Source organism: Paraciimarium castrense LEGE 11436 (assembly GCF_056633055.1).
Genome location: NZ_JBSJOW010000001.1, coordinates 334,966 through 361,370 on the forward strand (window position 1 = coordinate 334,966; position 26,405 = coordinate 361,370).

The window sequence follows — 26,405 nt, forward strand, 5'->3', positions numbered from 1 at the left end:
CCACCATGACCTTCGCCGCCCATCGCGCCCGCAAGCGCTTCGGCCAGCACTGGCTGATGGACGGGGCGGTGCTGGATCGGATCGTTGCGGCCGCCGAGCTGGAAGCGGGGGAGGTGGTGCTGGAAATCGGTCCTGGCCGGGGCGCCCTCAGCGAGCGCCTGCTGGCCAGCCCGGCCGCCCGGGTGGCCGCCATCGAGCTCGACCGCGACCTGGTGGCCGGCCTGCAGCAGCGCTTCGGCGCCGATCCGCGCTTCCAGCTTCTGGAAGGCGATGCCCTGGCCGTGCCCCTGCCCGAGGCCCACAAGGTGGTGGCCAACATCCCCTACAACATCACCGGTCCACTGCTGGAGCGGCTCGTGGGCCGGCTCGATCAGCCCGTGAGCCCGCCCTACCGGCGGCTGGTGCTGCTGCTGCAGCAGGAGGTGGGCGAGCGGATCCGCTGCCGGCCGGGCAGCTCCGCCTACTCCGCCCTCAGCGTGCGCATGCAGCTGCTGGGCGAGTGCCGCAGCGTCTGCGCCGTGCCCCCCCGTTGCTTCCAGCCCCCGCCGAAGGTGCATTCGGAGGTGATCGTGATTGATCCCCACCCTCCGCAGCAGCGGCCGGAGCCCGCCCTGGCCCGGGCCACCGAACAGCTGCTGCGCCGCTGCTTCGCCGCCCGCCGCAAGATGCTGCGCAACAGCCTGGCGGGCCTGGCCTCGCCGCCGCAGCTGGATGCCGTGGCCGAGAGCGCCGGTGTGAGCCTGCAGCAGCGCCCCCAGGAGCTCGCGCCGGCGGCCTGGCTGGCCCTGGCGGCGGGCTTGAATCGGCCCAGTTGAATCGGGTGCCGTTGCCCGGGCGCAGCCATGGCTGAACTGATCGTGTGGTCCCCGGCCAAGATCAACCTGCATCTGGAGGTGCTCGGCCTGCGCGGCGACGGCTTCCACGAGCTGGCCATGGTGATGCAGACCATCGCGCTGCTCGACCGGCTGCGGCTCAGTCCCAGCGCCGATGGCCGGATCCAGCTGAGCTGCGACAACCCCAGCCTGCCCACGGACGGCGCCAACCTGATCGTGCGGGCGGCGGAGCTGCTCAAGGCCCGGGCTGGACTGCCCGAGCTCGGCGCTCACCTGCACCTCGACAAGCGCATCCCCGTGGGGGCCGGCCTGGCGGGGGGCTCCAGCAATGGCGCCGCCGCCCTGGTGGGGTTGAACCATCTCTGGGGGCTGGGCTACAGCGAGGCTGAGCTGGCGCTGATGGCGGCCGAGCTGGGCTCCGACATGCCCTTCTGCATCGGCGGCGGCACCCAGCTCTGCTTCGGGCGGGGGGAGCGGCTCGAAGCCCAGCCGGCGCCCCGGGGTGGCGGTTGGGCCGTGCTGCTGCTCAAGCATCCGGCCGCCAGCGTCAGCACCCCCTGGGCCTACCGGCAGAGCCGCCAGCAGCGGCAGGCGAGCTACCTGGAGGGCGAAGCGGCCTTCGAGCAGCGGCGCCAGGCCCTGCGGCAGGGGCCATTGCTGCGGGCGCTGCAGGGTCTGGAGGCGCTGCCGCCCCTGCGCAACGATCTGCAGGCGGTGGTGGAACCTGCCGAAGCCACGGTGCGCCAGGGGCTGGCCCTGCTTCGCCGCGCCGACGCGGCCCTGGCCGTGGCGATGAGCGGCTCCGGGCCCAGCCTGTTCGCCCTGTTCGCCGATCTGGAGGCGGCCCGCCGCAGCCAGGCCAGCCTTGCCTCCGATCTCGCCGCCGCTGGATTCGACAGCTGGGCCTGCCCCCTGCGGCCGCAAGGTGTCAGCCTGGAGGAGTGACTAAGTCCTCTTCTGCTTCCAACGGCGGGCCTACCAGAGCCGAGGCTGCCGGCGACGACCCATCCGGCTCCGCGCCCGAGGCGGTGACCGAGAAGCCCCGCAAGGGCCCCCTCAGCTTTCTGTCGGGGTCACTCACGGCCGCCATGCTGGGCTGGCTCACCCTGGGCCTGAGCCAGCGCGTGCTGCTGTACTACGGCGCCCACCCGCCCCACTACGACTCCGCCATCGCCCAGAGCATCGCCACGGCGCTCAAGACGCTGATCATCGGCATGAGCTTCCTGGCCACCTTCAGCTTCGGTTTCATCGCCCTGGGTCTGGGCCTGGTGTTCGTGCGCAGCCTGGCGCCTGGATCCCCATCCGCTCACAGCGGCGACACCGAAGCGGAGGAGGCCACCTAGCCTGCCGCCATGACACTGCACGATCTGGGCCTGCTGGTCACCCTGCTGCTGCCGGGCATGTTGCTTTCGGTGCTGATCCTCAGCACCTTTGCCGCTGGCGGCTGAGCGCTTCTGGCTGAGATGCGCCTGAGGCTGAGATAGGTTGGCGCCCAGTCGGTGCTTGCCAACGCGTGGCCGAAACGCTGCTGTTCAACGCTCTCCGCGAAGCCATCGACGAGGAGATGGCCCGCGATCCCTATGTCTGCGTGATGGGGGAGGACGTGGGCCAGTACGGCGGCTCCTACAAGGTGACCAAGGACCTCTACGAGAAGTACGGCGAGCTGCGGGTGCTGGACACCCCGATCGCCGAGAACAGCTTCACCGGCATGGCCGTGGGGGCTGCCATGACCGGCCTGCGGCCGATCGTGGAGGGCATGAACATGGGCTTCCTGCTGCTGGCCTTCAACCAGATCTCCAACAACATGGGGATGCTGCGTTACACCAGCGGCGGCAACTACACGATTCCGGCCGTGGTGCGCGGACCCGGCGGCGTCGGCCGCCAGCTCGGGGCTGAGCACAGCCAGCGCCTCGAGGCCTACTTCCATGCCGTGCCGGGCATCAAGATCGTGGCGGTGAGCACGCCCACCAACGCCAAGGGCCTGATGAAGGCGGCGATCCGTGACAACAACCCGGTGCTCTTCTTTGAGCATGTGCTGCTCTACAACCTCAGCGAAGACATTCCCGAAGGCGACTACATCTGCGCCCTCGATCAGGCTGAGGTGGTGCGTGAGGGCAGCGATGTGACGATCCTCACCTATTCGCGCATGCGGCAGCACTGTCTCAAGGCCGTGCAACAGCTCGAGGCAGAGGGGATCGATGTGGAGCTGATCGACCTGGTCAGCCTCAAGCCCTTCGACATGGCCACCATCGCCCGTTCGATCCGCAAGACCCACAAGGTGATCGTGGTGGAGGAGTGCATGAAGACCGGCGGCATCGGCGCCGAGCTGCTGGCCCTGATCACCGAGCACTGCTTCGACGACCTCGACGCCCGGCCGCTGCGGCTCTCCTCCCAGGACATCCCCACCCCCTACAACGGCGGGCTCGAAAACCTCACGATCATCCAGCCCCATCAGATCGTCAAAGCCGCCCAGGACCTCACCAGCGGGTCGCTCTGAGATGGCACGACAACAGGGGTGGTTCGCCCTGATCCTGGCCCTGGCGATCGCCGCCTCGGCCCTGCTCTTCACCTTCCCGCTGCAGCTGGGCCTCGACCTGCGCGGCGGCAGTCAGCTGACCCTGCAGGTGATGCCCGCCGGCGCGATCACGTCGGTGGATCAGGAACAGCTCGAAGCGGTGAAGGAGGTGCTGGAGCGCCGCATCAACGGCCTCGGCGTGGCCGAGTCCACCCTGCAGACCGTGGGCAACGACCAGCTGGTGCTGCAACTCCCCGGTGAGCAGGACCCCAGCCGGGCCGCCAAGGTGCTGGGCTCCACCGCCCTGCTGGAATTCCGCGCCCAGCGGGCCGGCACCGAACAGGAGATGCAGGGGCTGCTGAGCCTCAAGCGCCAGGCCGAGGCTGTTCTCAACCTCGAACGGCAGCGTCGCGGTGCCCTCAACAACCCCGATCAGGCCGGCGCCGATGGCGATTCTGCCCAGCCTCCGGCCGATTTTCCGGCCACTCAGCTGGCGGATGCCCTGCGCCAGCTGGACATCGCCGTGCCTGATGGGGCCAGTGAGACCGATCAGCTGGAGCTGTTGCTCGATGCGGTGAACACCCAGATCGTGGCGCTCTACGAGCCCGCCGCCTTCACGGGCAAGGAGCTGGTCACGGCCGGACGCCAGCAGCAGCAGAGCGGCAGTGGCTGGGAGGTGACGCTCAGCTTCACCCAGACCGGTGGTGAACAGTTCGCCAACCTGACCCGCGACATCGCCGGCACGGGGCGCCTGCTCGGCATCGTGCTGGATGGCCGTTCGATCAGTGAGGCCAGCGTGGGGCCCGAGTTCCAGGCCGCCGGCATCGCCGGCGGGGCCGCCAGCATCACCGGCAACTTCACGGCCGAAGAGGCGCGGGATCTGGAGGTGCAGCTGCGCGGCGGCTCGCTGCCCCTGCCGATTCGGGTCGTGGAGGTGCGTACCGTCGGCCCCTCGCTCGGCGCCGACAACATCCGCTCCAGCCTGGTGGCAGCCCTGCTGGGCCTGGCCCTGGTGGCGGTGTTCATGGTGCTGGTGTACCGGTTGGCCGGAGTGGTGGCCGTGCTGGCCCTCAGCCTCTACGCCCTGTTCAACCTGGCGCTCTATGCCCTGATCCCCGTGACGCTGACCCTGCCGGGCATCGCCGGCTTCATCCTCTCCCTCGGGATGGCGGTGGACGCCAACGTGCTGATCTTTGAGCGAATCAAGGACGAGCTGCGCTCGGGCAACACCTTGATCCGTTCGATCGAAACCGGCTTCAGCCTCGCCTTTTCCTCGATCCTCGACGGCCAGCTCACCACCCTGATCAGCTGCGTGGCTCTGTTTGCCCTCGGCACCGGCTTCGTGAAGGGCTTCGCCGTGACCCTGGGGATCGGCGTGCTGCTCAGCCTGTTCAGTGCCTTCACCTGCACCCGTACGCTGCTGCGGCTGCTGATGAGCTATCCGGCCCTGCGCCGGTCCAGCTACTTCCTGCCCCGGATCCAGCTGCCCGCCACCTCCTCGTGATCTGCCCGCCCCGCCCCGTGTCGTTCCTTTGGCGCCGATGACTCTTCTGAGCAGCCTGTTGGGCGTGCGGGTCAACCGCCGCCGCCGCCAGCTCTGGGCCGTCTCCGCGGTGGCCCTGGTGCTGAGCCTGCTCGGCCTTGGGCTCTCCTGGAGCTCCCCCAGAATCGGCGCTCCCCTGCGCCCCGGCCTTGATTTCACGGGCGGTACCCAGATCCAGATCGCCCGCCTCTGCGGTGAGAGCTGCGGCGATCTCGGCAGCGACCCGGTGGAAGCTCGCCTCGAAGCCCTGACCCTGCCCGTTGAAGACGACGGGGCCCGGCCGCCCAGCCTGCGGGGCTCCGCCGTGCAGCTTCTTGATGGTGGAGAGCAGGTGCTGCTGCGCCTGCCCAGCCTCAGTGCCGCCCAGGGTCAGGCCGTGGTGGAGGGTCTGCAGCCCCTGCTGGGCGCCACCGATCCGGCCGGCCTCGCCGTGGAGACGATCGGCCCCACCCTCGGCGCTCGACTGCTGCGGGCCAGCCTGATCTCCCTGGCCGTGAGCTTCGTGGGCATCTCTGCCTACATCACCTTCCGCTACGACCGCCTGTTTGCGCTGCTGGCCCTGCTCTGCCTGGGTCATGACGTGCTGATCACCTGCGGGGTGTTCGCCTGGCTGGGGCTGCTGGCCGGGGTGGAGGTGAACAGCCTGTTTGCCGTGGCCCTGCTCACCATTGCCGGCTATTCGGTGAATGACACCGTGGTGATCTTCGATCGCATCCGCGAAAAACGGGGTCAGCTGAAGGAGTTGCCCCTGGCCGACCAGGCCGATGCCGCCGTGTCAGCCACCCTCACCCGCTCCCTCTACACCACCTTCACCACCCTGCTGCCGTTGCTGGCCCTGATCCTGTTCGGCGGCAGCACCCTGTTCTGGTTCGCCATTGCCCTCAGCGTGGGTGTGCTGGTGGGAGCCTGGTCGAGCGTGGCGGTGGCGCCCACCCTGTTGCCCGTGCTGGCGAAGTCCTGAGGGCGACCCCCACCATGAGCTGCCTGCCTTGAAGCGCCCGATTCCGGCCCTGCCGATCCTGCTGGCCGTGCTGGCCCTGGTGGATCTGCGCTTCGAGCTGCGTCTCCTGGCCGACCACTTCACCTTCACCACCCTCTGGAACGCTGTGGTGCATCACGCCTTGGCGGTGCTGGTGCTGGTGCTGCTACCAGACCTCTGGCGACGCTACCGCTGAGCTGGGTTCAAGTTGCTGCGCTTGAGGTTCAGGTGGTCCAGCGGTCCATCACCCGCTCCACTACCACGGTGCTGCAGAGCACCTGGAGCACCACCACCAGCGGCAGGGCCAGCAGCACCCCCGGCAGGCCCAGCAGCGTGCCCAGGCTCAGCTGGGCCATCAGGGCCACCGTGGGCAGCAGATTCACGGTGCGGCTGAGCAGGATCGGGGTGAGCAGGAAGGCCTCGCCGTTCTGAAGCACGAGGCGCAGCACCAACACCTGCAGCACCTTGGTGGGCGAAACCAGCAGGGCCACGGCCAGGGGAAGCAGGGTCGCGGCGGTGGGGCCGATTGTGGGCACGAAGGTGAGCAGGCCGCACACCAGGGAGCTCAACAGGGCCAGGGGCACCTGCAGCAGACTCAAGCCCGCCCAGGTGAGCAGGAACACCGTCACCGCCGAGATGGTCATGCCCGCCAGCCAGCCCCCGAGGGCCTCGCGGCACGCGTCGAGCAGCTCCACCACCTGCTGGCGCCATTTGGCGGGTGTGATCGCCACCACCAGCTGTCGATGGCGCCCGGGGTCGAGGGCCAGCAGAATTGCCAGAAGCCCAATCAGCAACAGTTGCACCGTGCTGTTGGCAGCGCCCCCTGCCACCCCAAGCAGCTGGGCCCCCACCGGCTGCAGACCCTCCCAGCTGTTCAGCCGTTCCAGGGTCTGATCGAGCCTGGGCAGCCAGGTGATCCGGGCGGCCAGCTCGGCCAGCCGGGCTCCCACCTCCGGGATCAGTTGCCCCAGCTGACTGATCTGGCCCAGCAGCTCCGGCAGCAGCTGCTGGGTGAGCCAGGCCCCCAGCACCACCAGGATGGTGACGACCAGGGCCAGGGCCTGGGTGCGCTGCAGGCGCAGGCGTCGCATCAGCAGCGTGGTGGGCACATCCAGGGACACCGCCAGCACCACGGCGCCGAACAGCACCAGCAACACCCAGCGCAGCGCCCAGGTGAGCATGGCCAGCAGAACCAGCACCAGCACGCCGAGCACCGTGCGGGCATCCAGCCCAGCGCGGCGTTGGCGGCGAGAGGCCCTGGGAGAGGGGTCAGGGGCTGCGCCTGCCATCAGCTGGCCAGCGGTGGCCGCTTCCAGCGGTCCAGCACGTCGTGGATGAGCACCTCCTTGACCACCACCTGCAGGCACACCGCCAGGGGCAGGGCCAGCAGCAGGCCGAGCGGGCCGAACACCACGGTGAACAGCAGCTGGGCCGTGAGCGTGAGCCCCGGCAGCAGATTCAGCTGATGCTGCATCACCGAAGGGGTGATCAGGTAGCTCTCCAGGTTCTGCACCGCCACGTAGAGCAACAGCACCGCCAGCGCCTTGATGGGGCTGTCCAGCAGCGCCACCGACATCGGAAACACGGTGCTGAGGGTGGGTCCGATGTTGGGAATGATGTTGAGCAGCCCGGCCAGCACCGCATTGGCGGCCACCAGCTTCACGCCCAGCAGGCTGAGGCCGATCGCCGCCAGCACGCCCACGCACAGGGAGCTGATCAGCACGCCCACCATCCAGCCGCTGAGGGCATCGCCGCAGCCCACCAGCACCTGGCGGAACCGCCGCCGGTAGAAGGAGGGCACCAGCAGCACGGCGATCTCCCGATAGGCCAGGGGCTGCAGGGTGATCATCAGGGCCACCGCCACCACGAACAGCAGCTGCAGCAGGCCCGTGCCCAGGCCGCCGGCCAGACCCAGCAACTGCAGGGCTCCGCCGCGCAGGTTGGTGGTGTCATCGCCGCTGAACAGGCCCTCGCGCAACCAGTCCAGGCCGCCATCGCTGCGGCCGTAGAGCATCTGGCTGGCCCTGGAGATCAGGTCCCGGGTCAGGTTGAGCAGGGTGCTGGCGGCAGCGGGCAGTTTCGAGAGCAGTTCGGCGAACTGCTCGATGAAGGGAGGGATCACGGCCGTGGCCAGCACCGCCAGCACCACCGACACCAGACCGAGGCTGAGCACCACCGCCAGAGGACGGTTGCAGCCCAGCCGCTGACGCATCCAGCCGATCAGGGTGCAGAGGGCCATGGCCAGCACCACAGCCGCAAAGAGGGTGAGCAGGCTCTGGCGCAGGGTCCAGAGCAGCGTCAGCGCTGCCAGCAGGGCAAGCAGGCCGAGCCATTGGCCGAACCGCAAGGTCTCAGTCCTCGCTTGGGGCGCCGCCGGCACCCTCCTCTGGTTCGGTGCCGGCTTCACCACCGCCCTGGCCCGAGAAGCCCAGCTCATGGCTGTCGGCATAGCGCTGGGCAAAGCGCATGAACCGATCGAAATCGGTGGTGGTCTTCCAGGTGTAGGTGGCCTCGAGGGCGCTGGCCTTGCCGTTCACGAAGCGGGCCTTGACCTCGCGGGTCACCATCTCGCCCTCCTCATCCACCAGGAACATGCCGGTGATGTCTCCCATGGTTTCCGGGGCCAGGGCCTGGGGCTCCTCGAACACGAACATGGCCTGGCCGGTGCGCCCGTCGCGGGAGCGCGTCAGCCGGATGTCGGGCACGACCGGTTCATCCACACCACGGAAGAACTGAATGGCTGCACCCATGGGGAAGAGGCAAAGGTCAATCCTAAGCAGTGGTCCTGAAATGCCCCTGAGCTTGCCCTGAAGCGGCCTCCCGGCCTGTCAGCCGCCTGACATAGTGGAGCCAGCGGGCCCTGCACAGACACGCTCATCCATGCTCTCCGGCGCACCGGTTTCCGCCAACGTCAGCCCTGAGGATCTGCTCCAGCGCTTCCAGGCGGCCACGGCGCGGCAGCGCCGCGCCCTGCTGGAGCCCCTTCAGCAGCGGGTCGCCGAGCTGAGACCCCTGCTGGCCGATCACCTGGCCAGCCTGGACGCCACCGCTGACGACTGGGCAGCCGGCGCCCTGATCCAGCTTCTGCTGGAGAGTCCCAGCGCCGAGGCCCAGGCCTTCCTGGAGCTCCACCCCCAGGGGTGGTTGGCCACCCCCAGCGCCGCGGGCATCGATTACGCCCCGTTGCAGTTGCGGCTGGCCCACATGGCCTTTGAGGAGGCCGACCGGCTCACCAGTGCCATCCTGCGGGAGCTGGCCGGCGCCGCCGCCGTGAGCCGCGGCTACGTGTACTACAGCGAGGTGCCGGTCATGCCCGCGCCGGACCTCGAAGCGCTCGACCGCCTCTGGTGCTGTTATTCGCGCGGGCGCTTCGGTTTCTCCGTGCAGGGGCGACTCTTGCAGGGCTGCCAGGGTCGCTGGGAGCAGCTCTGGCCCCGCCTGGGCTGGAAGCAGGACGGCCGCTGGACCCGCTACCCGGGATCGTTTCAGTGGTCGATCGAGGCACCGGAAGGCCACATGCCCCTAGTGAACCAGCTCCGGGGGGTGCGCCTGATGGATGCGCTACTCAGTCATCCCGCCCTGCAACAACGCATCAACCGATGACCCCTGCAACGATCCTGCCAGCCCCCTGACACCTAGGGTCAAACCAATGCCCAGAACGTGTGGTTGATGGCGCTGCGCTGGTCTGATTTCATCACGCCTTCCACGCTGCAGCTGGCCCCGCTGGTGGAGTTGCTGCTGGAGCCTGTGCGTTGCCTGCAGCTGCAATCAGAGCTGCAACTGGGCCTGCAGGAGGCCCTGGTGAATGCCGTGCGCCATGGCAATGGTTGTGACCCGGGCAAGTGCCTGCGCATCCGCCGCATCGTGACCCCCCGCTGGCTGGTGTGGCAGGTGCAGGATGAGGGCCCTGGGGTGCCGGAATCGGCGCGCTGCTGCCAGCTGCCCCTGGCCCTCGATGCCAGCGATGGCCGTGGACTGTTCCTGATCCACCACTGCTTCGACGACGTGCGCTGGAGCCCTCGTGGCAACCGCTTGCAGCTGGCGGTGAGGCGCGAGCGCATCCGACCGGCGCTCAGCGCCCGTGGCTGGGGCAGCCTGGGTCGCTGATCTCAGCCTTGAGCCACAGCAGGGCATGCTCCACCAGGGCCAGGGCCTCCCGCCGGGCCGGCGTGCTCTGGCGGCAGCCGGGCTCATCGGAACTGGTGAGCCGCACGAGGGCGGCGGCCAGCTGTTCGGCGCCACGGCGGCTGCGCTGGGTCTTGAGGGCGTGCCATTCGCGGTCGCCGATGGTCAGCGAGCGATGCAGGGCCAGGGCCTGCTCAGCGGCCCCAGCAGGCCAGCCAGCGGACCCGACAGAGCCCCCAGTGGGTGACGTAGCCCCAGAGGGCAGGGTTGAAGCCGTGTCCACTGGACGAAACCGCATCGGCTCGGCCATCCTGACGCTTCTGCCGCGCTCCTGGGCTGGAACCACCAATGCGGATCCCGCCACACCGCTTGCGCCGCCGCGGCGTTCAGGGACCCCGACGCCCGGTGGCCCTGTTGCATCACCTCGACGGTCTGTTGACCCTCGCCGCCACGGCGAGCCGGGTCAGTGGTGTTCGGCTGCGCCGGCAGCGCCAGCGACTGGCCATGGCCCAGCGCCTGCTCGACCCCCTGCCCGGGGAGCTGGCCTCGCCACAGCGAGTGGAAGTATGGTTCTGGCGCCTGTGGCGCTGGGGCACTCCGGGCCTGCTGCTGGCCTGGTGGTTGAAGGCCTGAAGCGAAGGGCCTCAGTGCTAGTTTCTGCGCCGCAGACATGGCGGCAGCGGTAATGGGACTGTTCGATTCCCGGGATCGTTTTCTGCAGTTCTGTGAGCCCTTTCAACAGCTCACTAATTCCCAGAGCCTGCAGGATCTGTTTGCCCTCTATTGCCAGGGTCCTAAGCCTGGCTATTTCCTCGAATTCGGCCTCGCTAACGGCAGTCGACTTTCCAATACCATGTTGCTCGAAATCATGGGCTGGAAGGGTTTGGGAGGGGAGCCCAATCCTCAGTTGCGTCGTGATGCTGAGGCCCGCCGTTCAATCCCTGTTGTGGCCGAAGCGCTCTACTCCCGCAGTGGCGACACCCTGAGCTTTGCCTGCAACGGTCTCTACGGCGGGTTGGATGCCACTGGTGAGCGCCGGGTGACAGAGCCCCGCTCTGGGTTCACCGACACGATCGAGGTTCCCACGATCACCCTGGGGGACCTTCTCGATCGTCACAAAGCACCAAAGGTCATTGACTACTTCTCCCTGGATGTGGAGGGTGCGGAACTGATGGTGCTCAGTCATCTGCCCCTGGATCGGTATCGGTTCCGCTGCTTCACCATCGAGCACAACTTCTCAGCGGAACGTCAAAAGATTCTGCAACTGATGCAGCAGCAGGGCTTCCGTCGCGTGTTCAAGGAGCTCAGTGGCCACGATGACTGGTATGTGAATACGGCGGCCCGTTTCCGCGGCTGGCCCACCCGGTTGCTGCGGCGTCTGGATGACGAGCGCGGCCGCCTTCACCTGGCCCGGATTCAGGCGGGGGTGCTGCACGACCCCGAACAGGCGATCGCCAGGCTCTACGCCGTGATCTTTTCGAGGGTCAAGCCTCACCCCCGCGGCTTCCTGGAGCTGGCAGGACTGCTGGAGCATCAGGGCCGTCCCCTGGAGGCAGCGGGGGTTCTGGAGCGTGGCTGCGGCCTTCATCCCGGCAATGCCCGGCTGGCCAGCCGCCTCACGGCGGTGACGGCCGTGGCCGAAACCATGCCCAGAGAAGCCGTCTCCACCCTGACTCCAGGCCCAGCCCACGGCTCAGCTGAGCACAATCTGTGAAGGAATTCTAGAACTGGTATCTATGGCTACAGTCAGGAGCGAGGATTGCTATATCAAAGCTCCGTAAGCACAGGCCATGGCTGCCACTCCTGCCCCGCTCCCCACCGGCAACCCCGCCCCGGCCCGCCCCGACCCTGCCTTCCTGGCCTGGGCCGAGCAACACAGCCGCGAACGTCGTCGCCACGACGCCGAGCTGGCCCAGATCACCCGCCATCCCCAGCTCAATCCCAACGCCGATGCGGTGCATCAGCTACGGGCCTGGGCCGCGCGCCAGGCCCACCAGAAGCATCTGCACGACAGTGCTCTGGCCCAGATCCGCACTCACGCGTCGTAGTACATCACGAACTCATGGGGGTGGGGCCTCTGCCGCAGCTGCTGCACCTCCTCGTACTTGAGGTCGATCCAGTTGCTGAGGAAGTCGTCAGTGAAGACGCCGCCCTCCATCAGATAGTGCTTGTCGGCATCGAGGGCTTCGAGGGCCCCATTGAGCGAGGCCGGCACCGTTGAGATCCGGGCCAGTTCTTCGGCGCTGAGCTCGAACAGGTCCAGGTCGGTGCCGTCGCCGGGGTCGATCTGGTTTTTGATGCCGTCGATCCCTGCCATCAGCATCGCCGCAAAACCCAGATAGGGGTTGGACAGGGCATCGCCGGAGCGGAATTCCAGACGCTTGGCCTTTGGATTTGGACCCGTCAGCGGGATGCGCACCGCGGCTGAACGGTTCCCCTGGGAATAGACCAGGTTCACAGGTGCTTCAAAACCGGGCACCAGCCGCTTGTAGCTGTTGGTGGTGGGGTTGGTGAAAGCCAGAAAACTGGGAGCGTGCTTGAGCAGGCCCCCGATGTACCAGCGAGCTGTCTGGGAGAGGTTGGCGTAGGTGCCTTCGCCGAAAAACAAGGGGTTGCCGCCCTTCCAGAGACTCTGGTGCACGTGCATGCCGCTGCCGTTGTCGGCAAACACCGGTTTGGGCATGAAGGTGGCTGTTTTGCCGTATTTCTTGGCAACATTGCGCACGACATATTTATAGATCATCACGTTGTCCGCGGCACTGATCAACTCGGCGAACTTCATGCCAAGTTCGTGCTGCGCTGTGGCCACTTCATGGTGCTGCTTCTCGATCGGCACTCCCAGTGTGGCCATGGTGAGCAGCATTTCGCTGCGCATATCCTGCATCGTGTCGTTGGGGCCCACGGGGAAGTAGCCCTCTTTGAGGGCGATCTTGTAGGCCAGGTTGCCGCCCTCCTCCTGGCGCCCACTGTTCCAGGGAGCCTCGATTGAATCGACGCTGTAAAAACTGCTGCCGTTGCCGGAGTTGAAGCGCACATCGTCGAACACAAAGAACTCCGGCTCGGGGCCGAAGTAGGCCATGTCAGCAATGCCTGTGGAGCCCAGATACTCGAGTGCCTTCTGGGCCAGGGCGCGGGGGCAGCGCCCGTAGGGCTCGCCGCTGCGGGGCTCCTGGATCGAGCAGATCAGGCTCAGGGTCTTGTGGCTGTAGAAGGGGTCAATCCAGGCGGTGTTCGGGTCTGGCACCATCGCCATGTCCGACTCATTGATGGCTTTCCAGCCGCGGATGGAGGAGCCGTCGAACGCCACCCCACTGGTGAAGGCGTCTTCGTCGATCAGATCCCGGCAGACAGTGAGGTGCTGCCACTTGCCATGCAGGTCAACGAACTTGAGGTCGATCAACTCAATGCCTTCGTCCTGAATCTGACGCAGGACGTCCTGTGCGGTTTTGGCCATGGAGCAATGCAGGGGTGGTGCCGGCCCTTGGCGGCGTGGCCGGAAGGTAGGGAGGCCGGTCACGGTCAACCTGTAGCCATCGTTACCGATTCTGGGGGGTGGCTTGCGTAACTGTTTCTCTCAGATCGGCCAGATCGCGCCCTGCGCCTGGGTTCTGGCCAGTCATGAGTGCTAGCTTCCGGCGCAGGTGCGTCGAACTTTTCGAACCATGCGCGATGCCATCACCGGTCTGATCGGCCGCTACGACCAGCTGGGCCGCTACCTCGACCGGGATGCGATCGATCGCATCAATGCCTACTACGCCGAATCGGCGCTGCGGCTGCGGGCCGTGGAGCTGATCAACCGTGAGGCCGCCGCCATCGTGCGCGAGGCCTCCCAGCGGCTCTGGCTCGATGACCCCGAGCTGATCCTGCCCGGCGGCAACGCCTACACCACCCGCCGCCTCTCGGCCTGCCTGCGGGACATGGACTATTTCCTGCGCTACGCCAGCTATGCCCTGGTGGCAGCCGATGCGTCGATCCTCAATGAGCGGGTGCTCAACGGCCTCGACGACACCTACAAGAGTCTGGGCGTGCCCACGGGCCCCACGGTGCGCAGCATTGCCCTGATGGCCGATGTGGTGTGCGAGCTGCTGGCTGCGGAAGGCAACACAGACCCCTCTGCTCTGGCTGCGGTGGTGCGCCCGCCCTTCGAGCACCTCTGCCGCGGGCTGGGGGCCAGCAACGTGCGCGCCCGCTGAACCATCCCTGCTGCCCTATCCCACCGTCGTGGGATTGGCCCTTGAACCCAGCACAAGGGCAGCTGCGGTGCCTTCGTAGGCTGACAGCAGGGATACGAGTCCCATCGTTCACCTTCCCCTTTCCGGCCCCTTGTCTGCGCTGCCCTCCGTCAACAACGCCCACCGCCGTGCGCTCGGGCCCATCGCCACGCCTGACCGTCTGTTGCTGGGCCCTGGACCCTCCAACGCCCACCCCACGGTGCTGCAGGCCCTGGCCCGCACGCCGATCGGCCACCTCGATCCGCTCTATGTGGAGCTGATGGGGGAGGTGCAGGAGCTGCTGCGCTACGCCTGGCAGACCGACAACCGCCTCACCATCCCGATGAGCGGCACCGGCAGCGCCGCCATGGAGGCCACCCTGGCCAACACCCTCGAACCGGGTGACAAGGTGCTGGTGGCGGTGAAGGGCTACTTCGGCCTGCGGTTGGTGGACATGGCCAGCCGCTACCGCGCCGATGTGGTGACGATCGAGCGTCCCTGGGGCGAGGCTTTCACCTACGCGGAGATCGAGGCGGCCGTGACGCTGCACAAGCCGGCGGTGCTGGCCATGGTGCATGCCGAGACCTCAACGGGCATCTGCCAGCCGATGGATGGCATCGGCGACCTCTGCCGCGCCAACGACTGCCTGCTCCTGCTGGACACCGTCACCTCCCTCGGCGCCGTGCCCGTGTACCTCGATGACTGGAAGGTGGACCTGGCCTACAGCTGCAGCCAGAAGGGTCTCAGCTGCCCCCCCGGGCTGGGTCCGTTCACCATGGGGCCCCGGGCCGAAGCCAAGATGGAGGCCCGCCAGGGCAAGGTGCCCAACTGGTATCTCGATGTCACCTTGCTGAACCGCTACTGGGGCAGCGACCGGGTGTACCACCACACCGCTCCGGTGAACATGAACTTCGGCATGCGCGAGGCCCTGCGGCTGTTGGCCGACGAAGGTCTGGAACAGGCCTGGGCCCGTCACCGCCGCAATGCGGAGCGCCTCTGGGCCGGCCTTGAAGATCTGGGCCTCTCCCTGCACGCCCCTGAGCACCTGCGCCTGCCCACCCTCACCACGGTGCGCATCCCGGAGGGGGTGGACGGCAAGGCCTTCTGCCTGCATCTGCTCAACACCCACGGCATCGAGGTGGGTGGTGGGCTCGGTGCCCTGGCCGGCAAGGTGTGGCGGATCGGCCTGATGGGCTTCAACAGTCAGCCAGAGAACGTGGATCGCCTGCTGGAGCTGTTCCGCACCGAATTGCCCGCCTTCCGGCCTGGGTCGGCCTCGGGTCGGCCGACTGCCGTCGCTGTCTGAACCAGTCGCTGAGCTGGCGGCCTGCAGCCTCGGCCTCCACGCCCGCCACCACGCGCATGTGATGGTGGGCACTGGCATGGTGCACCAGATCCAGGGCTCCTCCCACCCCGCCGCGCTTGGGGTCCGGGGCGGCGTACACCAGGGTGCCGAGCCGGGCCTGCACCAGGGCTCCGGCACACATGGGGCAGGGCTCGAGGGTCACCAGCAGGGTGCACTGGTTCAGGCGCCAGTCGCCCAGCAGGCGGCTGGCCTGGGCGATCGCCACCAGCTCCGCATGGCCCAGGGGATCCTGGCGGTGGTGACGGCGGTTGCCCCCCCAGCCGATGCAGCGGCCGCCGGCATCAAGCACCACCGCCGCCACGGGAATCTCGCCGCTGGCCCCCAGGCGGCGGGTGCAGCGCAGCAGGCGCTCCATCCAGAAGCTGTGCAGCACCCGTTCGTAGCCAGGTGCATCGTGGCTGTCGCCGCTGGCCATCGCTGCTCCCGGAGGGCCTGGTTGCTTGTGGCTCAGAGAGCCTGCAGGTGAGAATGGCACGATCCGATCGTCCGCCGTTGGCTAGCGCGCCACCAGCCCCGAGGGCGATTCCGCCCCTGCCCTTCGCCAGCCCGCACCAGCCCGATCAGCGTCTGCAGGACTTTCTGGAGCAAGCGTCGCAGCAGTTGTGCGCCTGGCTGGCCAGTGCCTCCAGCCGCGGGCCCCTGCCGGCGCAGAGCGTGCTGCCGTCCGTGGAGCCCGAGCAGAGCGGGCTGGCGGAGGCCCAGTTGCTGGCCGATCTTCAGTTGGTGATGGACGGCGCCTACAACCCCGCCCACCCCGGCGCCCTGGCCCACCTCGATCCGCCGCCCCTGCCCGCCTCGATCGCGGCCGATCTGATCTGCGCCGGGCTCAACAACAACCTGCTGGCCGAGGAGCTCTCCCCCAGCCTCTCCCGCCTGGAGCGCCACCTGGCCTCCTGGCTCGCCGGGCAACTGGGCCTCGGCCCCGGCAGTGGCGGCGTGGCGGCCAGCGGCGGCACCCTGGCCAACCTGATGGCCCTGGTCACTGCGCGTCAGCAGGCTGGCCTCGGCTGCCGCGCTGATGCCGTGGTGGTGGCCAGTGCCGATGGCCATGTGTCCCTCAACAAGGCGCTCACCGTGATGGGCCTGCCGTCGGCGGCCCTGTGGGCCGTGCCCACGGCCGCCGACGGCGGCATGGACCCCGCCGCCCTCGATCACACCCTGCAGCACCTGGCGGCCCAGGGGATCCCGGTGATCGCCGTGGTGGCCACCGCCGGCACCACCGTGCGCGGCAGCGTCGATCCCCTGGCCCGCAGTGCGGCGCTCTGCCGCCGCCACGGCCACTGGCTGCACGTGGATGGGGCGATTGGGGCCGTGTTCGGCCTCAGTCCCCGCCATCGGCACCGGGTGGAGGGGCTCGAGCTGGCGGATTCCGTCACCATCAATCCCCAGAAGCTGCTCGGCATCACCAAGACCTCCTCCCTTTTGCTGCTGCGGCGGCCCGAGGCCCTGGAGCAGGCCTTCGGCACCGGCCTGCCCTACATGGAGCCGAGCTGGGGCGGCGGCCATGGCGGCGAGTGCGGCCTGCAGGGCACCCGCCCCGCCGACGTGCTCAAGCTGTGGCTGGGTCTGCGGCAACTGGGCCTCGACGGCATCGAGGCGGTTCTGGACGGCGCGATCCAGCGCCGCCGGCAGCTGGTGGAACTGCTGGGCAGCCTTCCCGCCCTGGAGCTGCTGCAGGGAAGGTTTCATCTGCTGGCCTTCACGCTGCGCGGCGCTGATGCCAGCGCCGCCGAGACCTGGAGCCTCACCACGCGGCACCGGCTCCTGGAGCAGCAGCTGATGCTGTCGCGCCCCCTGCACGGCGGTCGCCATCACCTCAAGGCGGTGCTGGGTAATCCCCACACCACTGGGGCTGAACTGCAGCGGCTCAGGGCCGTGGTGGCCGCCTCCCTGCCGGCCCCTTCGGGCCACCTGTCGCGGACCAGCCGATGACCCCTGACCCCAGTCCGCGCTCCAAATGGGTGGCGATCATCACCGGGGCGATCTCGATCCTGGTGGCCGTGCTCTACCTGGGCCTGATCCTGGTGCTCGACAGCCGGGGCCCGTTGCAGCCGCCCCCGCCGGAGGCCCTGGGCTTCGGCGTCGTCGGCGCTTCGAGGCAGGCCGGCAGCCTCACGCCCCAGGCCTGGGAGGCAACTGCCGCTCCCGCTGTCGCAGGGGTTCCACCACACGCCTGAAGGCCACGGCCAGGAAACGGCGCAGCTCGCCGTCGCGACGGCCCAGGTCGTAGTGGCGCTGCACCACGTCCTGCATGCCGCCGTCGCCCCAGTCCTGGTCCCGCTCGAAGTAGGTGATGAAACTCTGTCCCGCCACCCGCGTCAGCCAGGCCGCACTCACCGCCTGGATCGCCCGGCTCACCACCAGGGCCGGCAGCGACAGGCTCAGGGCCGCACTCACCAGACTCACCCCGCCCTTCACCAGGCCCAGGCCCGCCAGGGTGCGCCCCACCGAGAGGGCCAGCTCCTGGGCGTTCTGGCGACTCAGGTTCACCCCGTAGACCTTGGCGATCTCCACCACCATCTGGGCATTCACGGCCGCCGCGCCGAGCAGATCGATGCCCGGCAGCGGCGTCACCGCCAGCACGGCGGCACCGATCCAGCTGTAGCGCTCCACCACGGCGTCGGCGTCAGCCCGGCGCTGCTCTGCCAGCAGCTGCCGGCTGGCCTCACCCAGCTGCCGGCACTGCAGCAGCAGGTTGTCGGCAATCAGTTCCTCCCCCTCGGCGTGGAGCACGGCGGCGAGGCGCCGCAACAGGGCCTCCACCTCCGGGGCGGGCTGAAGCGGCCGTCCCCCGGGCATCGGCACACTCTGGGGAGCAGCGCTGGCCGGCAGCACATCCTCCGGAGCGAGCAGGGCGCTGCAGCGGCGTCGCAGCAGGGCCAGCAGGCGCTGCTCCTCCTGCTCGCCCCGCAGGTCGCACTTGTTGAGCACCAGCAACAGGCGCTTGCCCAGGCCGGCCAGGGTTTCCAGCACCTGGAATTCCGTGGCCCGCAGGTCGCCATCCACCAGCAGCAACAACAGATCGGCGCGGCTGGCCTGAGCCCGGGCCAGACGCTCCCTCTGCTGACCGGCATCCCCCGATTCCAGGATCCCGGGGGTATCCACGAGCCACACGGCCCGGCGCAGGCCCTGCAGCCGCAGCCGGTAACGGCTGCTGCGCTCGGTGACCCCCATCGGCGCCCCCACCTCCCCCACCAGCTGCCGCAACAGGGCCCGGATCAGGGAGGTTTTGCCGGAGGAGCCACTGCCGAACACCACGATCACCAGGTCGCCCCGCTCCAGCTCGGCGGCCATGCGCTGTTGCCGCTCCTGCAGGGCCTGGCGCTCCACCGCATCACGAACGCGCTCGAGGGTCTGATCGATCGCTTCCAGCTGGCGGGCAGCGGCTTCGCGGCGGTTGCCCGGCGGCTCAGCAGGCGGGCGGGCGCCGGCGGCCTGGCCGGCCCCGCGGCCCCCGCTCCGGCCCAGCCCCCGCAGCCAGGGCCAGGCCAGCTGGGCCAGCAGCAGGGCCAGCGCCAGCAGCAGCACCGCCACCACTGGCCCCACCAGGCCGTAGGGCAGCACGGCACTCAGCTGCCACACCAGCTGGTTGATGGCCTGCAGCACCACCCCCACCACCAGCAGCGCCAGCAGCAGCAGGCCGGCGGCGATCCAGAGGCGGGTGGGCTGTTTCACCGTTCAGGAGGTGGCGCGCAGGATCTCGGCCCACAGTCCGGCGGCCAGGGCACTGGAGCCCCGGGTGGGGCTGTTGTCGTCGTTGCCCAGCCACACGCCCACCACCCAGTGGCGCTCGGGAGCGATCCCGATGAACACCAGGTCGCGGTTCTCGTTGCTTGTTCCCGTCTTGCCCCCTTCACGGCCCCCGAGCCGCGCTGCCCCCCCGGTGCCGCTGGTCACCACGGCCCGCAGCAGCTGCTGCATGGAGCGCGCTGACTTCTCGCTCACCACCCGCCGCCCTGGAGCGGTGCTGGCCGGGGTCTCGGCCGCCTCGCGACGGCAGCTGGCGGGATCCTTACCGCGGCAGGTCTCGGCGTCCACGAGCCGCCTGATTGTGCTGGGGGCGTGCCAGGTGCCGTCATTGGCCACGGCGCCATAGGCGGAGGTGAGCTCCAGCAGGGTCACTTCGCTCTGGCCCAGGGCCAGGCCCGGGATGGGGCTGAGGGGGCTGGTGACGCCCAGATCCCGGGCCTGCTGCACGACGGCTTCGAGGCCCACCTTCTGGGCGGTGCGCAGGGCGGCGGTGTTGCTGCTGCGGGCGAAGGCGCTCAGCAGGCTGAGCTTGCCGCTGCAGTCGCTGCTGAAGGTCTGGCCACGCCAGCGCAGGGGCCCGCAGTTCACCCCATCGCCGGGTCCGGCGCCGCGCTCCAGAGCCGCCAGGTAGGGGAACAGCTTGAAGGTGCTGCCCTGGGAGCGCTGGGCCATCGAGGCCCGGTTGTACTGGCTCTGCTGGTAGTCGCGGCCCCCGGCGATCGCCACGATGCCGCCGTTGCGCACATCGATCACCACCACGGCACCCTCGGTCACATTGAGGCCACGACTGCTGCTGAGCCGCTGCCGCAGCAGCCGCTCGACCTGCTCCTGGACGCCTGGATCGAGATGGGTCTCGACCAGAAAATTGCCCTCAGCTGCCACGGCCTGACCCACCAGGTCCTGCAGATCGCGGCGGACCTGATCGGTGTAAAAGGGCGCCCCGCGCCGCTCGGCGGCCCGCTTGCAGGCCTGGGGCGCCACCTGCACCGGGCTGCGGCGGGCGGAGCGGCCGGCGTCCGGACTGAGGCGACCGGAATCCACCATCTTGCGCAGCACCGCGTTGCGCGATTCCAGGGCGGCCTGGGGCGCCACACAGGGGTCGTAGCCGTTGGGCGAGGGCAACAGGCCCACCAGCAAGGCCGCTTCCTGCAGCTCCAGCTCGGCGGCGGGCTTGCCGAAGAAGTGGCGCGAGGCATCCTCAAAGCCCCAGCCCACCCCCAGATACACCCGATTGAGATAGCTGAGCAGCAGGTCGTGCTTGCTGAACAGGGCCTCCAGCTGCAGCGCCACCAGCAGCTCGCGCCACTTGCGCCCCAGGGTCTCCCCCTGGCCCACCTGGTCGGGATAGAGGCTGCGGGCCAGCTGCTGGGTCAGGGTGCTGCCCCCCTCCAGCACCCGGCCGCCGGCGAGGTTCGTCACCAGGGCCCGGGCCGTGCCCACCGGGTCCACGCCGGGGTGCCACCAGAAGCGGGCGTCCTCACTGGCGAGCAGGGCGTCCACGAGCACCGGCGGGTAGTCGCCCAGGTTGGCCAGTTCGCGGTGCTCCAGGCCCTGCACGGAGTTGATCGGCTTGCCCTGCCGGTCGTAGAGGGCCAGGGGGCCCCGCACCGTGGCCAGGCTGCCGCGGATCGGCCCCTGGGCCACGGAGAGCGCCAGCAGTGCCAGGCCGCCGCTGGCCACCGCCGCCAGGCCGAGGGCCAGGCCCCGCAGCAGCCGCTGGGAGCGGGGTTGGGGACGGTGCCGGAACTCCAGCTCGGGCAGACCGGGTTGGTGGGTGGGCCCGAAGCGCACCGTGTCGCCATCGCGCAGCAGCAGTTGCTGGATGCGTCGGTTGCGCCACCACAACCCATTGGTGGAGCTGTTGTCTGAGAGCAGCCAGGCGCCGCTGCGCTGCTCCAGCAAGGCGTGCTGACGGCTCACGGCCGTGTGCTCGATCGGAATCTGGCCGTCGGCATCGCGGCCGATGCGGTAGGCCCCGCTCTGGATCGTCACCGTCCGGCTGGGCAGGCCAGGCCCATGGAACTTCACCTGGCACTGGCCGGGCTGGCGCCAGCGGCGCCAGCGCCGGCGCAGGGTTTCAAGCACGCCGGGAGCCATGGTCACCGAGCAGATCGATGGCCAGGCACAGCACCGCCAGGTTGATGGCGATGTCGGCCAGGTTGAACACCGGAAAGTTGATCGGCACCAGGGCGAGGAAGTCCACCACGGCCCCCAGCCGCCAGCGGTCGATGCCGTTGCCGACGGCACCGCCCAGCAGAAAGCCGAGGGCCAGGCTGCGGGACAGTCGCATCGTCCCCTGGCGGGCGATCGCCACCACCAGGCCTGCTGCCACCGCCAGGCTGATCACGCCGAGAGCCTGGGTGGCGCCGCTGAACAGGCTGAAGGCCGCCCCCGTGTTCCAGGTGAGCAGCAGCTCCAGCAGCCCGGGCAGGAACGGGCGGGGCAGGCCGGGCTGCAGGGCCTGCTGGGCCCAGGCCTTGCTGGCCTGGTCGGCCAGCACCACCGCGGCCGCCAGCAGGTAGCTGATCCGCTGCAGGCGGCTCATGAGGGCACCAGCAGCAACTTGCGCAGGGCCACCGCCGCGGTGGCAACGGCACAGCAGAGCAGCAGCTGGCTCAGCAGCGGCCCCACCGAGAAGCTCATCAGCAGCGGCAGCACACCGCCGGGCCAGCGACCGGCCAACGCACCGATCAGCAGGTTGAGGGCGCCGCACACCTGAATCACGCCAACTCCCACCGCGCTGGCCAGGGCGAGGTTGAGCAGACCGCCCATGCCGCGCTGCCGGGCCAACCGGCCCGTGAGCCAGGCGGCAGGCACAAAACCGGCCAGGTAGCCGAATCCCGGGTCCAAGAGATAAGCGCTGCCGCCGCCCCCCTGGAACACCGGCAGCTGGAACAACCCCAGGGTGAGGTAGGCCAGGGCGGCCAGCAGGCCGCTGCGGGGGCCGCAGACCAGGGCCGTGAGCAGCAGGGCCGGCACCTGCAGGGTGATCGGCAGCGCCGTGAGCGCCCACTGCCCCTGGCCTACCGGAAGGGGCACGGCCGCCTGGATCAGGCCGCCCACCAGGATCAGCAACAGGCCTGCAACCGCTCCACTCCAGTTCGCCAGGGCCCGCAAATGATCCAGGAATGGTCTGGCCACAGTCTGCCGCGCCGAGGACACGCTGCCAGGGCACCATGATGACCAGCCCCGTCTGGGCGCACCGCCAGCGCCGCACCATGACCAGCACCCCCCGGCCAGATCCCTCGGCCAGCCAAGACCTGCAGCCCAGCCAGGAGCTCCAGCCCAGCCAGGTCCCTGTCTCGCCTGCCTGGACGATCGGCGCGGCAGTGTGCTTGCAGCACAGCCCCCGCTATCTCAAGACGGCGGACCCGATGCCGATGCTGCGGCCCCCGGATCTGGTGGATCTCGATGAGGTGGGCACCGTGGTGGCCCAGCGCTCGATGGGACAGCTGGCGGTGCGCTTCCGGCGCGGCACGTTTCTGATCGCTGCCGAGGCTCTGGTGGCTGCAGGAGATCTGTAGCCAGACTGCAGCATTGCTCAGCCGGCCTTGCTGGCGCTGGGGCGCAAGTTCTGCAGGCCGCTCAGGAACATGGGCACGAAGCGGTCAAAGAACTGCTCCGGCTCCTGCTCCCAGACGCGCTTGGCCGCCAGGAAGCGGGACTTCTGCAGATCGGGGGCCAAAAGGGTCTGGGGCAATCGCTCCAGCAGATAGGCGGGGCGCTGCCAGGCCGGAATCGTGGCGGCGATCTCCACCAGATTGGAGAGGCGGCGCAGTTCGGCGCCGGCGGTGATGTCCATGCCGGCGCTGTAGGCGGCATGCTCAATCAAGGAGTAGCGGTGCTTGGCCTCATCCACCCGGGCCCGATCGGCGGGGCTGCGGCTGGCAATGGCATTGAGCCAGCGGTTGCCCCAGCGCACGTGGCCAGCCTCTTCCGGCAGGATTTTCTCCAGAGTTTCTCTGATCTTGATGTTCTCATCGCTGGCTGGAACGCTCTTCAGGGCATGAATGTGGGCCGAGAAGGTCTGACAGCCGCGCTTTTCGGTGGCATTGATCGAGGCAAGAGCCGCCACCACGGCCTCCTCCTTGCGGGCGCCGGAGGCCGAGCTGTCCAGCAGCCGGTTGAGTTCATCGATGTAGGACGAGGTGGGCGGATTGCCGATCGGCACGCCCATCTCGAACAACAGGTCCGTGAGCCAGGCCGCGTGGCGGGCCTCGTCGTTGACGTGGTGGGAGAGGTCGCGCACCAGCTCGGCAGGTTCGCCATCGAGCAGTTCGATCAGGCTGGTGAGCTCCAGGCAGGAGCGCTGTTCGTTGAAGCGATAGCCGTTCAGAAACAGCACCTGAAGTTCGCGTTTCTGGACCACCTGAGCCATCACGTCCCGGGCGCTGAGATTGTTCGAGAGCTTCCGGGGATAGGTGACAGGCATCGCTGGCCAGATTCGTGGAACGACGTTAACGGCTGCCTGAAGTCGCCGGCGGCAGTGCCGCGCCGGCGCGCCAGGAGCTCCACACCGCTGCGGCTGCCGCACCGGCCTCCGCCGGACCGCACAGGCTGAGGCGCGGCTCCGCCAGATGACGCCGGGCCGCGGCCAACAGGTCGTGGGCGTTGAGCTGTTCTGCCGCCAGCAGGGAGTGGGCGATGTAGCTCTCACCGAGGCCATGGCCGAGCACCAGGGCCTGGCGATCGGCGATTTGGCCGCAGGTTTGGCGGCCCACGGCGTCTTGGCCCCTGAACTTCGCCTTCGCCAGGCTGAGCTCGTCCTGGCTGAGGGGAACCTGCAGCTGACGCTCCCACTCATCCAGGAGGGCGGCTATCGCTTCAGGTGCTCGCTCCGTGGAGCTGGAGCAGTGCCAGACGAACGGGCTCGGGCCGCAGCGGGCCGGCAGGTGCACACCCACGTCGTAGGCCAGGCCACGCTCTTCGCGCAGCACCACGAACAGGCGGCTGGACATGCCGAGCCCGTAGTGGGCCTGCAGCAGCCGCAGCGCCAGGGCATCCGGGTGTCCCAGAGGCACCGTCGCCGTCCCCAGCATCACCACCACCTGCTCCGTGTCCTGGCTCAGCAGCTTGTGATCAGTGCCGCTGCATGGCGTCGTTGGTTCCAAGGGCTCCGGCAGGGCTGTCTGCCAGGGCGTGCGCTCCAGTTGCCGGTTCAGCCGGCCGCACAGATCGTCACCTACCGGCAGATCGCCGCAGACCGCCAGCAGGGCTCCCTGCCGGCCCAGCTCCTCCACCAGGGGGGGCAGTGCCGCGGGCGTGAGCTGCTCCAGATCGGCTTCCACGCCGAGCGGATCGTGGCCATAGGCGCCGTTGCCGTAGAGAAGATCGCGCAGGCTGTCATGGGCCAGCTGGAAGGGGTCCTCCCGTTGGCGCTGCAGGCTCTGAAGGTTGAGCTGCCGCTCCAGCTGCACCTGGTCGGGGGCGAGCCGAGGGGCGCGGGCCATCGTCAGCAGCAGGGGCAGCAGCTCCACGGCGTCCTCACTGGCGCACTTGAGGCTCACCACCAGCGCATCCTCATGGGCCTCACAACGCAGGGCGGCGCCGCGGCCCTCCACCAGGTCGGCCAGCTGGTGGGCCGTCAGCGATCCGCAGCCGCGGGTCATCACGCCGGCCAGCAGCTGCATCGCCCCCCGTCCGCCGGCGGGATCGCGGCTGCTGCCGCCCCGGATCCAGAGCCGGGCCGCCACCAGGCCGACGCCTGGCCGTTGCTGGCGCCAGAGGGGTAGGCCCCCATCCAGCGCGGTGCAGGTCCAGCCGCTCATGTGGGCACGGCCTCCAGCACGCAGGCCAGGCTGGGGTCGAGCAGGGGCACCAGCTGCCTTTGCAGGGCGTCCGGAGTCCAGTGATGCAGCTGTTCGAGGGGCAGCCCCAGGGCCTGGGGTCGGCCCCAGAGAAGGTTGTTGCCGATGGTGCCGGCCACCCCGGCGGGGGACTCCAGCGAAAAGCGGTAGCCGTTCGCCACCAGGTGGAGGGCTCGCTGCCACTCCGCCTCGCCGATCGGCTCCTGCTGCAGCTGTTGCCAGGCCTCGCCGATGGCCTGGCGCACCGCACCGAGGTCGTCGGTTTCGCAGATGGCTTCCAGCAGGGCGAAGCTGCCCCACTCCATCACGTGCAGGTCAAGATCGATGCTCTCGACCAGTTGCAGCTCCTCGCGCAGCAGGGCCACGAGCCTGCTGCGGCGCCCCTCCGCCAGCAGGGTGGTGAGCAGGTCCGTCCCCATCACGGCAGCGAGGTCATGGGCGGGGGGCAGGGCCCAGAGCATCAACAGCCGGGCGGCCTCGAGCCGGGGCAGGGCCAGACGGTGCTGGCCGGGAGTCACGCCCATAGACAGGCGTCCGGCTGGCTCATCCAGCCGGGGCAGGGAGGCCAGGGGGCTGGAGTCGACCCGGCCCTCAAGCGCCGGCTCCAGGCTCTGCAGGGCGCCCGCTACGGCCAGCACACAGCGCTCGGCGCCATAGAGGCGCCTCTGGAAGGTGGCCATGGCGGCGGGGGTGTGGGTCAACAGTGCCGGGCGCTCCCCCAGGATCGGAGCCCCGTAGGCATGGCTGCCGCACCCCAGACGTAACAGCCGCTGCAGGGCCACATCATCTGGCTGGTCCTCGCTCTGGGCCAGCTCTTCCAGCACCACCTGGCGCTCCAGCTGAAATGCTTCGTCCTCCAGGGCCGGCTCCAGCACCAACTCCAGCAGCAGATCCAGAGCCTCGAGGGCGCCCTCCGGAGGGATCAGCACGTGGTAGTGCACATCGTCGAAGCCGGTTGCCGCGTTACTGCTGCCACCAAGGGCCTCGATCCGAGCATCGAACTCGCCTGGCCCCAGGCGGGCACTGCCCTTGAACACCATGTGCTCGAGAAAGTGGGCCAGGCCGCTCTCGCCGGGCTCCTCGAACACGCTTCCGGCCCGGCACCAGAAGTCGAGGCACACCAGGGGGCTGTCAGCCAGGGGAAGCAGCACGCTGCGGGCGCCGTTCGGCAGGGTGTGGATGTGCGGTGACGCCAGGCCTGGCAGCAGAACGGGAGTGGAAGCCAGAGGCAAGGCGCGGGGACATGGCAGGATCTGCATTCTGCTGGGTGGGGACA

Annotated in this window: 30 protein-coding genes; 17 read left to right on the top strand and 13 right to left on the bottom strand. The window is 69.0% G+C overall.

Translation table 11 applies throughout. The features are described from left to right. The first annotated feature begins 5 nt into the window (after window positions 1-5). From rsmA to ACWJIO_RS01870, 7 genes are all read left to right on the top strand, one after another. Window positions 6-815 carry a 16S rRNA (adenine(1518)-N(6)/adenine(1519)-N(6))-dimethyltransferase RsmA gene (rsmA, locus tag ACWJIO_RS01840; protein WP_480310999.1) on the top strand — a complete coding sequence of 270 codons (810 nt, stop codon included), beginning with the start codon at window positions 6-8 and terminating at the stop codon, window positions 813-815. 27 nt (window positions 816-842) lie between these two features. Next, the gene (gene ispE, locus ACWJIO_RS01845; RefSeq protein ID WP_480311000.1) at window positions 843-1,778 is read left to right on the top strand and encodes a 4-(cytidine 5'-diphospho)-2-C-methyl-D-erythritol kinase; all 936 of its coding nucleotides are present in this window, start codon (window positions 843-845) and stop codon (window positions 1,776-1,778) included. 83 nt (window positions 1,779-1,861) lie between these two features. Next, the gene (locus ACWJIO_RS01850) at window positions 1,862-2,176 is read left to right on the top strand and encodes a DUF3082 domain-containing protein (RefSeq protein ID WP_480311503.1); all 315 of its coding nucleotides are present in this window, start codon (window positions 1,862-1,864) and stop codon (window positions 2,174-2,176) included. Window positions 2,177-2,346: 170 nt separating this feature from the next. Beyond that, complete coding sequence (locus ACWJIO_RS01855; RefSeq protein ID WP_193815463.1) at window positions 2,347-3,330, top strand: pyruvate dehydrogenase complex E1 component subunit beta; 984 nt, start codon at window positions 2,347-2,349, stop codon at window positions 3,328-3,330. Window position 3,331: 1 nt separating this feature from the next. After that, window positions 3,332-4,852: a protein translocase subunit SecD gene (secD, locus tag ACWJIO_RS01860; protein WP_480311001.1), complete on the top strand. Its 1,521-nt coding sequence runs from the start codon at window positions 3,332-3,334 to the stop codon at window positions 4,850-4,852. 37 nt (window positions 4,853-4,889) lie between these two features. After that, a complete protein-coding gene (secF, locus tag ACWJIO_RS01865; RefSeq protein WP_480311002.1) occupies window positions 4,890-5,852 on the top strand; it encodes a protein translocase subunit SecF in 963 nt (320 codons plus the stop codon). A 28-nt stretch (window positions 5,853-5,880) separates the two neighbouring features. After that, window positions 5,881-6,066: a hypothetical protein gene (locus ACWJIO_RS01870; protein ID WP_480311003.1), complete on the top strand. Its 186-nt coding sequence runs from the start codon at window positions 5,881-5,883 to the stop codon at window positions 6,064-6,066. Between the two features lie 28 nt (window positions 6,067-6,094). Here the strand turns inward: ACWJIO_RS01870 and ACWJIO_RS01875 are convergent, their stop codons facing one another. The 3 genes from ACWJIO_RS01875 to psb28 are packed head-to-tail and all read right to left on the bottom strand — an operon-like array spanning window position 6,095 to window position 8,620. Further along, window positions 6,095-7,099 (bottom strand): AI-2E family transporter, encoded by a 1,005-nt coding sequence (locus tag ACWJIO_RS01875; RefSeq protein WP_480311504.1) that lies wholly within the window; start codon window positions 7,097-7,099, stop codon window positions 6,095-6,097. A 59-nt stretch (window positions 7,100-7,158) separates the two neighbouring features. Beyond that, window positions 7,159-8,217, bottom strand: coding sequence for an AI-2E family transporter (locus ACWJIO_RS01880; protein ID WP_480311004.1), 1,059 nt, complete (start codon window positions 8,215-8,217; stop codon window positions 7,159-7,161). A gap of 4 nt (window positions 8,218-8,221) precedes the next feature. Further along, window positions 8,222-8,620, bottom strand: coding sequence for a photosystem II reaction center protein Psb28 (gene psb28, locus ACWJIO_RS01885; RefSeq protein ID WP_480311006.1), 399 nt, complete (start codon window positions 8,618-8,620; stop codon window positions 8,222-8,224). A 130-nt stretch (window positions 8,621-8,750) separates the two neighbouring features. On the opposite strand from psb28, the gene ACWJIO_RS01890 reads away from it, so the two are divergent. Next, the gene (locus ACWJIO_RS01890) at window positions 8,751-9,473 is read left to right on the top strand and encodes a GUN4 domain-containing protein (protein WP_480311008.1); all 723 of its coding nucleotides are present in this window, start codon (window positions 8,751-8,753) and stop codon (window positions 9,471-9,473) included. Window positions 9,474-9,539: 66 nt separating this feature from the next. Further along, a complete protein-coding gene (locus ACWJIO_RS01895) occupies window positions 9,540-9,977 on the top strand; it encodes an ATP-binding protein (protein WP_480311009.1) in 438 nt (145 codons plus the stop codon). Here the strand turns inward: ACWJIO_RS01895 and ACWJIO_RS01900 are convergent. Next, window positions 9,943-10,293, bottom strand: a complete 351-nt coding sequence (locus ACWJIO_RS01900) for a DUF6439 family protein (protein WP_480311010.1) — start codon at window positions 10,291-10,293, stop codon at window positions 9,943-9,945. The two genes, ACWJIO_RS01895 and ACWJIO_RS01900, sit on opposite strands and share 35 nt — an antisense overlap. A 50-nt stretch (window positions 10,294-10,343) precedes the next feature. Between ACWJIO_RS01900 and ACWJIO_RS01905 the strand changes: the two genes are divergently transcribed. The 3 genes from ACWJIO_RS01905 (at window position 10,344) to ACWJIO_RS01915 (ending at window position 12,043) form a co-directional block, all read left to right on the top strand. Further along, complete coding sequence (locus ACWJIO_RS01905; protein WP_480311011.1) at window positions 10,344-10,628, top strand: hypothetical protein; 285 nt, start codon at window positions 10,344-10,346, stop codon at window positions 10,626-10,628. A 37-nt stretch (window positions 10,629-10,665) separates the two neighbouring features. Beyond that, window positions 10,666-11,709 carry an FkbM family methyltransferase gene (locus tag ACWJIO_RS01910; RefSeq protein WP_480311012.1) on the top strand — a complete coding sequence of 348 codons (1,044 nt, stop codon included), beginning with the start codon at window positions 10,666-10,668 and terminating at the stop codon, window positions 11,707-11,709. A 76-nt stretch (window positions 11,710-11,785) separates the two neighbouring features. Then, window positions 11,786-12,043, top strand: coding sequence for a hypothetical protein (locus tag ACWJIO_RS01915; RefSeq protein WP_480311013.1), 258 nt, complete (start codon window positions 11,786-11,788; stop codon window positions 12,041-12,043). Here ACWJIO_RS01915 and glnA read toward each other — a convergent pair. Next, complete coding sequence (gene glnA / locus ACWJIO_RS01920; protein WP_480311014.1) at window positions 12,031-13,449, bottom strand: type I glutamate--ammonia ligase; 1,419 nt, start codon at window positions 13,447-13,449, stop codon at window positions 12,031-12,033. The two genes, ACWJIO_RS01915 and glnA, sit on opposite strands and share 13 nt — an antisense overlap. A 208-nt stretch (window positions 13,450-13,657) precedes the next feature. On the opposite strand from glnA, the gene ACWJIO_RS01925 reads away from it, so the two are divergent. After that, window positions 13,658-14,188, top strand: coding sequence for a globin family protein (locus ACWJIO_RS01925; protein WP_480311015.1), 531 nt, complete (start codon window positions 13,658-13,660; stop codon window positions 14,186-14,188). A gap of 130 nt (window positions 14,189-14,318) precedes the next feature. Next, complete coding sequence (locus ACWJIO_RS01930; RefSeq protein WP_480311016.1) at window positions 14,319-15,512, top strand: pyridoxal-phosphate-dependent aminotransferase family protein; 1,194 nt, start codon at window positions 14,319-14,321, stop codon at window positions 15,510-15,512. Here ACWJIO_RS01930 and ACWJIO_RS01935 read toward each other — a convergent pair. Continuing rightward, window positions 15,403-15,987, bottom strand: coding sequence for a nucleoside deaminase (locus tag ACWJIO_RS01935; RefSeq protein WP_480311017.1), 585 nt, complete (start codon window positions 15,985-15,987; stop codon window positions 15,403-15,405). The genes ACWJIO_RS01930 and ACWJIO_RS01935 overlap by 110 nt on opposite strands. A 77-nt stretch (window positions 15,988-16,064) precedes the next feature. Between ACWJIO_RS01935 and ACWJIO_RS01940 the strand changes: the two genes are divergently transcribed. Together ACWJIO_RS01940 and ACWJIO_RS01945 are read left to right on the top strand one after the other, a co-directional pair. Beyond that, window positions 16,065-17,504, top strand: a complete 1,440-nt coding sequence (locus ACWJIO_RS01940; RefSeq protein ID WP_480311018.1) for a pyridoxal phosphate-dependent decarboxylase family protein — start codon at window positions 16,065-16,067, stop codon at window positions 17,502-17,504. Continuing rightward, window positions 17,501-17,749, top strand: coding sequence for a hypothetical protein (locus tag ACWJIO_RS01945; RefSeq protein WP_480311019.1), 249 nt, complete (start codon window positions 17,501-17,503; stop codon window positions 17,747-17,749). Before ACWJIO_RS01940 ends, ACWJIO_RS01945 begins: the two co-directional genes overlap by 4 nt. On the opposite strand, the gene ACWJIO_RS01950 is transcribed toward ACWJIO_RS01945, so the two are convergent. The 4 genes from ACWJIO_RS01950 to ACWJIO_RS01965 are packed head-to-tail and all read right to left on the bottom strand — an operon-like array spanning window position 17,685 to window position 22,439. Continuing rightward, complete coding sequence (locus tag ACWJIO_RS01950; RefSeq protein ID WP_480311020.1) at window positions 17,685-19,247, bottom strand: YcjF family protein; 1,563 nt, start codon at window positions 19,245-19,247, stop codon at window positions 17,685-17,687. The two genes, ACWJIO_RS01945 and ACWJIO_RS01950, sit on opposite strands and share 65 nt — an antisense overlap. 3 nt (window positions 19,248-19,250) lie before the next feature. Next, window positions 19,251-21,419: a transglycosylase domain-containing protein gene (locus ACWJIO_RS01955; protein WP_480311021.1), complete on the bottom strand. Its 2,169-nt coding sequence runs from the start codon at window positions 21,417-21,419 to the stop codon at window positions 19,251-19,253. Continuing rightward, window positions 21,400-21,867: a signal peptidase II gene (gene lspA / locus ACWJIO_RS01960; protein ID WP_480311022.1), complete on the bottom strand. Its 468-nt coding sequence runs from the start codon at window positions 21,865-21,867 to the stop codon at window positions 21,400-21,402. The genes ACWJIO_RS01955 and lspA overlap by 20 nt, the downstream gene beginning before the upstream one ends. Further along, window positions 21,864-22,439, bottom strand: coding sequence for a biotin transporter BioY (locus ACWJIO_RS01965; protein ID WP_480311023.1), 576 nt, complete (start codon window positions 22,437-22,439; stop codon window positions 21,864-21,866). The genes lspA and ACWJIO_RS01965 overlap by 4 nt, the downstream gene beginning before the upstream one ends. A 62-nt stretch (window positions 22,440-22,501) precedes the next feature. Here ACWJIO_RS01965 and ACWJIO_RS01970 point away from each other — a divergent pair, with 62 nt between their 5' ends. Then, complete coding sequence (locus ACWJIO_RS01970; protein WP_480311025.1) at window positions 22,502-22,846, top strand: DUF3148 domain-containing protein; 345 nt, start codon at window positions 22,502-22,504, stop codon at window positions 22,844-22,846. Between the two features lie 17 nt (window positions 22,847-22,863). Here the strand turns inward: ACWJIO_RS01970 and ACWJIO_RS01975 are convergent, their stop codons facing one another. Genes ACWJIO_RS01975 through ACWJIO_RS01985 form a run of 3 tightly spaced genes read right to left on the bottom strand, consistent with a single transcriptional unit; the run spans window position 22,864 to window position 26,361 of the window. Beyond that, on the bottom strand, window positions 22,864-23,754 hold the full coding sequence (locus ACWJIO_RS01975) for a ferritin-like domain-containing protein (RefSeq protein WP_480311026.1): 891 nt from the start codon (window positions 23,752-23,754) through the stop codon (window positions 22,864-22,866). 25 nt (window positions 23,755-23,779) lie between these two features. Then, window positions 23,780-25,090 carry a M16 family metallopeptidase gene (locus ACWJIO_RS01980; RefSeq protein ID WP_480311028.1) on the bottom strand — a complete coding sequence of 437 codons (1,311 nt, stop codon included), beginning with the start codon at window positions 25,088-25,090 and terminating at the stop codon, window positions 23,780-23,782. Then, window positions 25,087-26,361: a M16 family metallopeptidase gene (locus ACWJIO_RS01985; protein WP_480311029.1), complete on the bottom strand. Its 1,275-nt coding sequence runs from the start codon at window positions 26,359-26,361 to the stop codon at window positions 25,087-25,089. The genes ACWJIO_RS01980 and ACWJIO_RS01985 overlap by 4 nt, the downstream gene beginning before the upstream one ends. Window positions 26,362-26,405 lie beyond the last annotated feature (44 nt).

Excerpts from the sequence above, each read along its gene's own strand:
- ACWJIO_RS01925 (WP_480311015.1), top strand. The coding sequence starts at position 13,658 with ATGCGCGATGCCATCACCGGTCTGATCGGCCGCTACGACCAGCTGGGC.
- ACWJIO_RS01895 (WP_480311009.1), top strand. The coding sequence starts at position 9,540 with ATGGCGCTGCGCTGGTCTGATTTCATCACGCCTTCCACGCTGCAGCTG.
- ACWJIO_RS01915 (WP_480311013.1), top strand. The coding sequence starts at position 11,786 with ATGGCTGCCACTCCTGCCCCGCTCCCCACCGGCAACCCCGCCCCGGCC.
- ACWJIO_RS01890 (WP_480311008.1), top strand. The coding sequence starts at position 8,751 with ATGCTCTCCGGCGCACCGGTTTCCGCCAACGTCAGCCCTGAGGATCTG.
- ACWJIO_RS01935 (WP_480311017.1), bottom strand. The coding sequence starts at position 15,987 with ATGGCCAGCGGCGACAGCCACGATGCACCTGGCTACGAACGGGTGCTG.
- ACWJIO_RS01910 (WP_480311012.1), top strand. The coding sequence starts at position 10,666 with ATGGCGGCAGCGGTAATGGGACTGTTCGATTCCCGGGATCGTTTTCTG.
- ACWJIO_RS01970 (WP_480311025.1), top strand. The coding sequence starts at position 22,502 with ATGACCAGCCCCGTCTGGGCGCACCGCCAGCGCCGCACCATGACCAGC.
- lspA (WP_480311022.1), bottom strand. The coding sequence starts at position 21,867 with ATGAGCCGCCTGCAGCGGATCAGCTACCTGCTGGCGGCCGCGGTGGTG.
- ACWJIO_RS01900 (WP_480311010.1), bottom strand. The coding sequence starts at position 10,293 with ATGCGGTTTCGTCCAGTGGACACGGCTTCAACCCTGCCCTCTGGGGCT.
- rsmA (WP_480310999.1), top strand. The coding sequence starts at position 6 with ATGACCTTCGCCGCCCATCGCGCCCGCAAGCGCTTCGGCCAGCACTGG.
- secD (WP_480311001.1), top strand. The coding sequence starts at position 3,332 with ATGGCACGACAACAGGGGTGGTTCGCCCTGATCCTGGCCCTGGCGATC.
- ACWJIO_RS01980 (WP_480311028.1), bottom strand. The coding sequence starts at position 25,090 with ATGAGCGGCTGGACCTGCACCGCGCTGGATGGGGGCCTACCCCTCTGG.
- ACWJIO_RS01955 (WP_480311021.1), bottom strand. The coding sequence starts at position 21,419 with ATGGCTCCCGGCGTGCTTGAAACCCTGCGCCGGCGCTGGCGCCGCTGG.
- ACWJIO_RS01975 (WP_480311026.1), bottom strand. The coding sequence starts at position 23,754 with ATGCCTGTCACCTATCCCCGGAAGCTCTCGAACAATCTCAGCGCCCGG.
- ACWJIO_RS01945 (WP_480311019.1), top strand. The coding sequence starts at position 17,501 with ATGACCCCTGACCCCAGTCCGCGCTCCAAATGGGTGGCGATCATCACC.
- psb28 (WP_480311006.1), bottom strand. The coding sequence starts at position 8,620 with ATGGGTGCAGCCATTCAGTTCTTCCGTGGTGTGGATGAACCGGTCGTG.
- ACWJIO_RS01905 (WP_480311011.1), top strand. The coding sequence starts at position 10,344 with ATGCGGATCCCGCCACACCGCTTGCGCCGCCGCGGCGTTCAGGGACCC.
- ispE (WP_480311000.1), top strand. The coding sequence starts at position 843 with ATGGCTGAACTGATCGTGTGGTCCCCGGCCAAGATCAACCTGCATCTG.
- secF (WP_480311002.1), top strand. The coding sequence starts at position 4,890 with ATGACTCTTCTGAGCAGCCTGTTGGGCGTGCGGGTCAACCGCCGCCGC.
- glnA (WP_480311014.1), bottom strand. The coding sequence starts at position 13,449 with ATGGCCAAAACCGCACAGGACGTCCTGCGTCAGATTCAGGACGAAGGC.